The sequence below is a fragment of the Bradyrhizobium cosmicum genome (assembly GCF_032290525.1).
Classification (GTDB): Bacteria; Pseudomonadota; Alphaproteobacteria; order Rhizobiales; family Xanthobacteraceae; genus Bradyrhizobium; species Bradyrhizobium cosmicum_A.
Window position 1 is genome coordinate 423,510 of sequence record NZ_JASXTA010000004.1, and the last position, 7,487, is coordinate 430,996.

Sequence of the window (7,487 nt, forward strand, 5' to 3'; positions counted from 1 at the left end):
CTCATTGCAGCTTGAGGAGACGGATGCAGAGTACCAGTCCTCGACGGTCGTCGCACTCGGTAAGGTGCAATGCTGCGCCGCAAAGCGGTGCGATGGCCCATGCCTGCAAAAAACGCTACTGACTTCAGGGGGGACTTCCGGTCGCCCCCTCGTCAAGGAGCACCAACAAACAAGGTGCGATTGCGAGGGTAGTAATTTGGCTGTCTCAGGTCTGCAGCAGTGATAGGAGCCTTTGACGGTCTTGATCGCGTAGGCGCTGGCATTCACGCAGCCGTTCCAACTCCTTTTCGGCGCTTGCGATGTTTTGACCTTCCCGTTTCAAGTCGAGAACTAGTCGCTCCTGTTCTGCAAGTTGGCGCTCTGCTGCGACCACTTCGGCCTCAACACGGCTCAACTCATCATAGATCGAGGTCCTGTCCATCGAAGCGCTCCACGATGCTAGATCAACCCGATCCAAGTTTCACCGTTCCGCTCATTTTGCCGTTCTTGCCCCAACCCTTGTCTCTGGGGCAGCGACCTCAGCGGGGAAGAACTGCCGAGCGCTGGAGTCCGCCTAAGGGCTACTGTCGGACGCCAGGTCCGCGAAACCACCTCATGGTGATGCGGCAAATCGTTCGCGAGCTGGCGACCGTGCGCCAGCTTGCGCTTGATTGCCTACATATCCCGGTCTCTTTTCCATCGAGGTAGAACGAACCTTGGGACCGAGATCGTTCAATTTGGCCGCCATTAAATCAGATTAGTCCGCACATCGGCGATGGTTCCGAGACCCAGGAACTTGCCACGTTTTCCCGACTTAGATTCACATATGAAAATGCGCGGTGCGCGAGTGTCGAATTACTTAGTGGCAAGCGAAGGGAGGCATGTGTGTCGGATCAGAATGCGCCTTCACAGTCCAGATTTCTCATACGGAAGGGAACGACGGGTTGGATGGTTTATGATCGAGAACGCAGAGGGCCAGCTCTGATTGGGACCCATTGGGCGGCCGATCTTACGGTGGAGCAAGCCGAAGAGGTGAAGCGGATGCTGATGCAGCCGGATCGCAAATCGGCAGAGGATTTGCCTTTGAGAACCGACAGAACGGGACGTCAAGCGACCTTCGGCTAAGGGGCCAAAAGGGGAAATGCCTCGGCTCGGCTGAATGTCAGCTGGTTTCACTGAGATCCGCCCGAAAGTATCTGCACGTGTATTGACCCCCTCTCGCAGGTTTAGAGACCTCAGTGAACCTGACGACGCTTGTGCGAGCGGGCCGTTAGTTTTTCCAGAGCTTCACGTCGACGGCTGAGTCCGAGCCGATCTGGGATCGGTGCTTCCGCTATACGCTCGGCTGCAAGCTTCCGGTCTACCCTTCTGAACCGACATGTTGCGGCACCATTTTAACGGCAGCGAAGGGCTCAACAGGAGACATCCATGTTCGGCACTGTTGGATGCCGTTTCTTCGCTTGTTTCCCAATATCGGCACTTTCCTGAACGCTCCCAGCAGCGGCTCTTTTGCTAAAATAGCACCGGCTGAGTCGTCTACCGGGCATAACCGGGTTTGGCCCCGTGGTAGCGTGCATCATTGCCGGCCATAAAACTGGGCGTCGGCAACTGAGAGTTCTTGCACTCCCGCCTTCCACCGGGAGCGCAAAATGCTTCACGCCAACGCGATACTCGCGTCCCTGTCCGCCAGCGACACGGCCGCGCTGCGGCCTCACCTCAAAGCCACTCATCTGCAGCAAAAGACAGTGCTGTATGAAGCGGGCGACACGATCAATTCCGTTTACTTTCCGCTCGGCGCTGTGGTGTCTCTCGTCGTGACCCTTGCGACCGGCGAAATGACGGAGGCCGCAATGGTGGGCAGGGATGGCGCTATCGGCATGGCGTCGGCATTGGATGGAAAAGTCGCGATGAGCAGAGGGATCGTCCAACTCGGCGGCGATGCGATGATGTGCGATCCGGCTGCATTCAAGGGCGCTGCCCTGCAATCAGAGACCCTGATTGCGAAGATCATGCGCCACGAGCAAACCTTGTTTGCGCAAGCGCAGCAATCAACGGCTTGCATGGCCAATCATGAAGTTGATGCCCGTCTTTGCCGGTGGTTGTTGCGCGCCCGCGATTTGTCGGGAAGCGATCATCTTCCTTTTACGCAGGAGTTTCTGGCTGAAATGCTCGGCGTCCGGCGCACGAGCGTAACCACCGTAGCTCGCACGCTTCAGGAAGCCGGGATGATCAAGTACACGCGGGGCAAGATCGAAATCACTGATGTCGAAGGTCTGCGTGAAGGAGCCTGCGAGTGCTACGAAACGGTTAAAGAGCAGCACCGGCACTTGCTAGGCGAGGGACGGAGCACGGCTTAGCTGGTTTGCTGGACCTGGAGTCCGCTCCGGGTCAGAGGCGGTCTTGGGCCGCGGAATGGATAACGTATCATGCCACATCGCAAGCTGATCGCACGTTTGCAGGCAGTCGCTGGACTTTCCGAGCAGGATCAAGCCAGGCTCGCACGCATGCGGTACAAGCTGAAGACGCTGGATAATGGCGCATATCTCGTGCGCGAAGGCGACAGGCCGACGAATTCGATCGTCGTGGTCAGCGGGGTTCTGTCTCGTCAGAGGGTGATCTCGGAGCGTAACCAAATCTCATCGTTCTATATCGCTGGCGACATGCCCGATCTCCACACGCTACACCTGCCTGTCATGGACCATGAGCTCCGCAGTGTCGGCAGTTCGACTGTAGCGTCCGTGGCCCATGCCGACCTCAGAGAAATGATGCGCGACTCTCCCGGGCTTACGCAAGCATTCTGGCGCGAGACGCTGATACATGCAGCCATTTATCGCGAATGGATCGAAAACCTTGGCGCGCGCCAGGCCTTGGGCAGAATAGCGCATCTGCTTTGCGAACTCGCCACCCGGATGGAGCTTGTTGGACTGCTCGACAACGGCAGCCTCCATCTGCCCTTTACACAACAGGATGTTGCCGACGCATGTGGGCTGTCAGTCGTACATGTGAACAGGACACTTCAGGAACTCAGACGCGAGGGCCTCATTGAGTGGCGAAATCATACCGTGCAGCTACTTGATCGGGCCAGGCTGGAGGACGCAGCCGAGTTCAGCCGCGAATATCTTCATGCGCTGGAGGCGGCCCGTTCACCTGTCTGCAGCCGCAGCGCTGGAGAGCTTGGCAAGAACCTGGGAAATGCCATTTGAATTGTCCGGTGAGGGTCCAACAGGCGTTGATCTCCGCCATCTGCGAATCCTAACAAGGCGTTTAGATTAGAACGCGAGAGAGCCACGTCTGGTATCCGAATTGCGATGCTTAGCGGCTGCGACCTTGTCATGCTCCATCTTATTCCGGTTCTCGGGACATCCGCTATGGGTCACACTCGGCTGTCAGCCGCAGCCGGCAATGAAGTCCACCGTCCATCGGGCAGCCGACGTTGATCACGCCTACTCGCGCGAGCCATGACGCGCGTACCACTTCGGGACGGCTCCCTTATCCGCGGATCGCGGCGTTGGCCTTTTCAGCCGCGGCGATCATTGCATCCTTTGCCGATCTGACTCCGGACACGACTTCATTGACGCCAATCATGAAGACATCCTGGATGGGTCTCGATTGCGGGTGGAAAAGGACTGCCTTGGCGCGATCGACATCGGCCTTTTGCAAGTTGCTCAGTGCTGCCTCGGCGGCTTGCCGGCCGAATGCGTTATTGAAAGCCTCGCTCGACCAGGCCGACAGCCGTGTCGTTGCCAGTCCCGCAGCTGCGGTCCGCAACGACGTCGGCTTGCTCGTTGCCCATAGCAGGAACAGGAAAGCGGCCTGCTTGTTCTTTGATTTGGAATTGATGCACGCCTGCCAGTGCGACATGAAGGGGACGGGTTCGCGACCGGGGAGATGCGGAAAGGCTGCAAACCCCGCCTGCTTGGCGACATGGCTCTTCGCTGGATTGGAGATGTCGGTCGCAAAGTTGCTGCTGTCGATCGCCATTGCTGTCCTGCCCTGCAGGAAATCGTCAAGCACCTGGTACCATTCATAGCTGCCGACCCCGATAGGCCCGGCCTCGCGGAGCAGCCGTCCGTACATGTCGACGGCCGCGATCGCCTCAGGGCTCGCGAAAGCGGCCCTATTGTCCTTGATCATGGCGCCACCGTAAGAGAACACGAAAGCCATGGCCGCTGGGGTGGAATTGCCGCCCGCCTGGGCTCGCATCGCGATTCCCGATATCGCGTCGGTCTTGACCGCCCTGGCGGTCGCGAGCAGTTCGTCGAAAGTCTGGGGAGCCTGCAAGTCCCTGGCTGCCAACATTTCGCTGTTGAAGAACAGGGTCATCGCCTCGGACGTGATCGTAAAGCCGTATCTCTCGCCATCCGGCCACAGCGAGAAAGTCCGGGCGGTCTTGAGAAGATCGCGCTCGTCATACCAAGGAAGATCGGTCAGCGACTTCTTGGAATAATAAGCGTTCAGCGGCTCGAGCCATCCTCCGGAGATGCCCTGGCCGTACGTGGCGAACATGCAAACGTCAGGTGTACTGCTGCCGCGTGCGAGCCTGATCGGTATCGCGCTCAGGTATGTGGTTTCCGGTGCAAAGTCGGTCATGACGTTGATGCCGGTGAGCTTGGTGAAATCCGGCAACAGCGGCGTGATCGCATTGGACCAGGGATGGATCGCACCTGCGAGCGTGATCGTCTGCCCCGCAAACTGCTTCCAGTCGATTGCGGCGCTGGCATAGGCCTGGTCATCCACGGCCAAGCTCGTGCGCGGTAACATGGTGAAGGCCGGCAAGACTGCTCCCGCAGCGCCCAATCCCTTGACGAAGCTGCGCCGGCTGACGGGCGCGCGACCGCTTGATGAGTTTCCATCCATGATGGTGCTCCCGTAGCTATGGCATTCACAGGATGCGAAGCTGAGTCATCTCCGTCAGTTCGCGCCATTGCGAAGCCGGGATGCGCGGCCGGGAATGTTGGGTTCCCGCTCCCGTGCCAACGCGCATGTGCTATCTTTGCGCGCATGCGCTGCCCGCTATTCTATCATGCGACCGCCGCGCGGTCACCGAAGACACGAAGCCGATGCCAGCTTTTGCTCGGAGCCACTTTTCGCGATGGTTTGCGCGACCGCTGATCCCTGTGATTGCAGCGCTTCTGACGTTGTCCGCGGTGACCGGATTTCTCGGTCTCCAAAGCTGGCGTGACGGCGAGGCGATCAATCTCTCGCTCGAGCACAGCGGTCAGGTCATTGACACCCTTGATCGGCTTCGGACGATCATCGTCGACCTGGAGACTGAAAGGCGCGGGTATCTGCTCACCCTCGACCCGGCTTATCTCAAGGCTTACGGCGTCTCGGACGAAAGCGTACGACGGGAGACTGAGGCGCTCCAGACTCTGGTCGCAAACGATCCGTTACAGAGTTTTCGCGCCGGACATCTAGCTCTGATCATTTCAGAAAAGCTGCGTGAGATCGACGACCTCGTCAAAACGGCGGCCCGCGTATCCGGGCAGGCGGCCCAGGCAATGATCCGCGGCATGGACGATATCCGATTGCAAATCGACCTGTTGCAGGACGTTGAGCGTTTTCAGCTCGTAGGTTGGGAGAAGCGCGCCGGGGAACTCGAACGACGCAGGACGCGGCTTACCCTCGCAGCCGGCCTCATCGGCGCCGTCCTGGTGGGGACCGCGATGGCGCTCGCGCGGATCGAGGCGAAGCGCCGGCGAAAGGCGACCGAGGAGAACGTGCAGCTCCACAGCGATCTCCTGGAGCGCGACAGGAAGATTCGACGCCTCGTCGACTCCAACATCATAGGGGTCATGATCTGGAACCTCGAAGGTTGCATACTCGAGGCCAATGACGCGTTTCTGCGTATCGTGGGTTACGACCGCGAGGATCTCGCCGCGAGACGCCTGCACCGTACGATGCTGACGCCGCCGGAATGGCGCGACCTCGACGCACGTAACATTGCGGAGCTCGAGCTGATCGGGACGCTCGCGCCATTCGAGAAGGAGTATTTGCGTAAAGACGGAAGTCGTGTGTCCGTGCTAATCGGCGGGGCGATGTTCGAAGAGGGTACAAATCAAGGCGTTGGCTTCATCCTTGATTTGACCGAGCGCAAGCGGGCGGAAGAGGCGTTGCGCCAGAGTGAGGAGCGCTTCCGCACCCTCGTGCAATTCTCCTTCGACGTGTACTGGGAGACCGACGCGCAGCATCGCTTTACCCGCCAGGAATTCGCGGAGAGCCTTGTCGACGCGCCGGCGGCGGACTCGGAGATCGGTAAGACGCGCTGGGAAGTGCCTTACCTGGAGCCGGACGCAGAGGCCTGGCGCAAGCACCGGGAAACGCTCGATGCCCATCTGTCGTTCCGTGATTTTGAGCTCGCTAGACCGGCCCGCGACGGCAGCAAGCGCTATGTGTCCGTTTCGGGGCTGCCGGTGTTCGATAAGACGGGGTGCTTCGTCGGTTACCGCGGCGTCGGGCGGCACATCACCGAACGCAAGCGAGCCGAAGAGGCCTTGCGCTCTGCGCAGGCGGAGCTCGCGCACGCCAATCGCGTCACCATGATGGGGCAGCTCGCGGCCTCGATCGCCCATGAAGTCAGCCAGCCGATCACCGCGATGGTCACCAATGCCGAGGCCGGATTGTCCTGGCTGGGTGCCCAGCCGCCGAATCTGGAGCAGGTTCGGCAGATGTTCGATTGTGTCGTCAGCGACGGTCTGCGAGCCGGTGATGTAATCGGGCGGATCCGAGCCCTGGTGAAGAAGGCGCCTCAACAGAGGGTAGCGTTGGAGATCAACGCGGCGGTACTTGAGGTCATCGCCCTGACCCATCTCGAAGCGGCCAAGAATGGCGTCCTGGTGCGGACGCAACTTGCGGAGGACTTTCCACCGATTCAAGCGGATCGGGTCCAGGTTCAACAGGTGATCCTCAACCTGATCATCAACGCAGTCGAGGCGATGGGCGGAATGGGCGATGGGGTGCGGGAGCTGTTGATCAGCACCGGCAGAAATGCCTCGAACTGCGTATTCGTCAGCGTGGGGGATTCTGGTCCGGGACTGGACCCGAAGACGATGGACCGCCTCTTCGACCCCTTCTTCACCACAAAATCCAAGGGCATGGGCATGGGTCTGGCCATCTGCCATTCGATCATCGAGGCGCACGGCGGACGGATGTGGGCTGGCGCAAATCAACCTAGGGGCGCCATCTTTCAGTTCATGCTGCCTGTAGAACCAGACGAAACTGTTCCCTCCGGACACGTCGACCCCATGTCGGCGGTATAGGACTGCAGGACCGCGGAGCGAACGACTGTTCTCGGCGGCAGAAGCCCGGCTGTGATCGCCAGCGGCTCAGAACGTCGGCTTCGGGCCCAAAACGCGAAAAACTCCACGCGAGCAAATTCAGTCCGCTATGCTTAATTGAACGGACCTCGATGCGGCGTGCTGCCACTTCGCTGATGGGCCATGTGTGGACGGCTCCGGGTTGGCAAGGAGAATCTTCACTTGCGGCGTTGGTCGGAGCAGCCATGTGTT

The 7,487-nt window shown here is 59.6% G+C and carries 5 protein-coding genes; 3 read left to right on the forward strand and 2 right to left on the reverse strand.

What is annotated here, in order from left to right; all coding sequences use genetic code 11:
• Nucleotides 1-205: 205 nt before the first annotated feature.
• Nucleotides 206-421, reverse strand: a complete 216-nt coding sequence (locus tag QSV46_RS10475; protein ID WP_314949961.1) for a hypothetical protein — start codon at nt 419-421, stop codon at nt 206-208.
• 1,207 nt (nt 422-1,628) lie between these two features.
• On the opposite strand from QSV46_RS10475, the gene QSV46_RS10480 reads away from it, so the two are divergent.
• Nucleotides 1,629-2,336, forward strand: coding sequence for a Crp/Fnr family transcriptional regulator (locus tag QSV46_RS10480; protein WP_314949963.1), 708 nt, complete (start codon nt 1,629-1,631; stop codon nt 2,334-2,336).
• Between the two features lie 69 nt (nt 2,337-2,405).
• Entirely contained in the window at nt 2,406-3,182 is a 777-nt protein-coding gene (locus tag QSV46_RS10485) for a Crp/Fnr family transcriptional regulator (protein ID WP_314949965.1), read from the forward strand.
• 286 nt (nt 3,183-3,468) lie between these two features.
• Here the strand turns inward: QSV46_RS10485 and QSV46_RS10490 are convergent, their stop codons facing one another.
• Nucleotides 3,469-4,836: an extracellular solute-binding protein gene (locus QSV46_RS10490; protein ID WP_314949967.1), complete on the reverse strand. Its 1,368-nt coding sequence runs from the start codon at nt 4,834-4,836 to the stop codon at nt 3,469-3,471.
• A gap of 203 nt (nt 4,837-5,039) precedes the next feature.
• Between QSV46_RS10490 and QSV46_RS10495 the strand changes: the two genes are divergently transcribed.
• Nucleotides 5,040-7,238, forward strand: a complete 2,199-nt coding sequence (locus QSV46_RS10495; protein ID WP_314949969.1) for a PAS domain S-box protein — start codon at nt 5,040-5,042, stop codon at nt 7,236-7,238.
• The last annotated feature ends 249 nt before the right edge of the window (nt 7,239-7,487 follow it).

Bases quoted from the DNA above. Each gene is read 5' to 3' on its own strand.
- QSV46_RS10475 (WP_314949961.1), bottom strand. From the start codon at position 421: ATGGACAGGACCTCGATCTATGATGAGTTGAGCCGTGTTGAGGCCGAA.
- QSV46_RS10495 (WP_314949969.1), top strand. From the start codon at position 5,040: ATGCCAGCTTTTGCTCGGAGCCACTTTTCGCGATGGTTTGCGCGACCG.
- QSV46_RS10490 (WP_314949967.1), bottom strand. From the start codon at position 4,836: ATGGATGGAAACTCATCAAGCGGTCGCGCGCCCGTCAGCCGGCGCAGC.
- QSV46_RS10485 (WP_314949965.1), top strand. From the start codon at position 2,406: ATGCCACATCGCAAGCTGATCGCACGTTTGCAGGCAGTCGCTGGACTT.
- QSV46_RS10480 (WP_314949963.1), top strand. From the start codon at position 1,629: ATGCTTCACGCCAACGCGATACTCGCGTCCCTGTCCGCCAGCGACACG.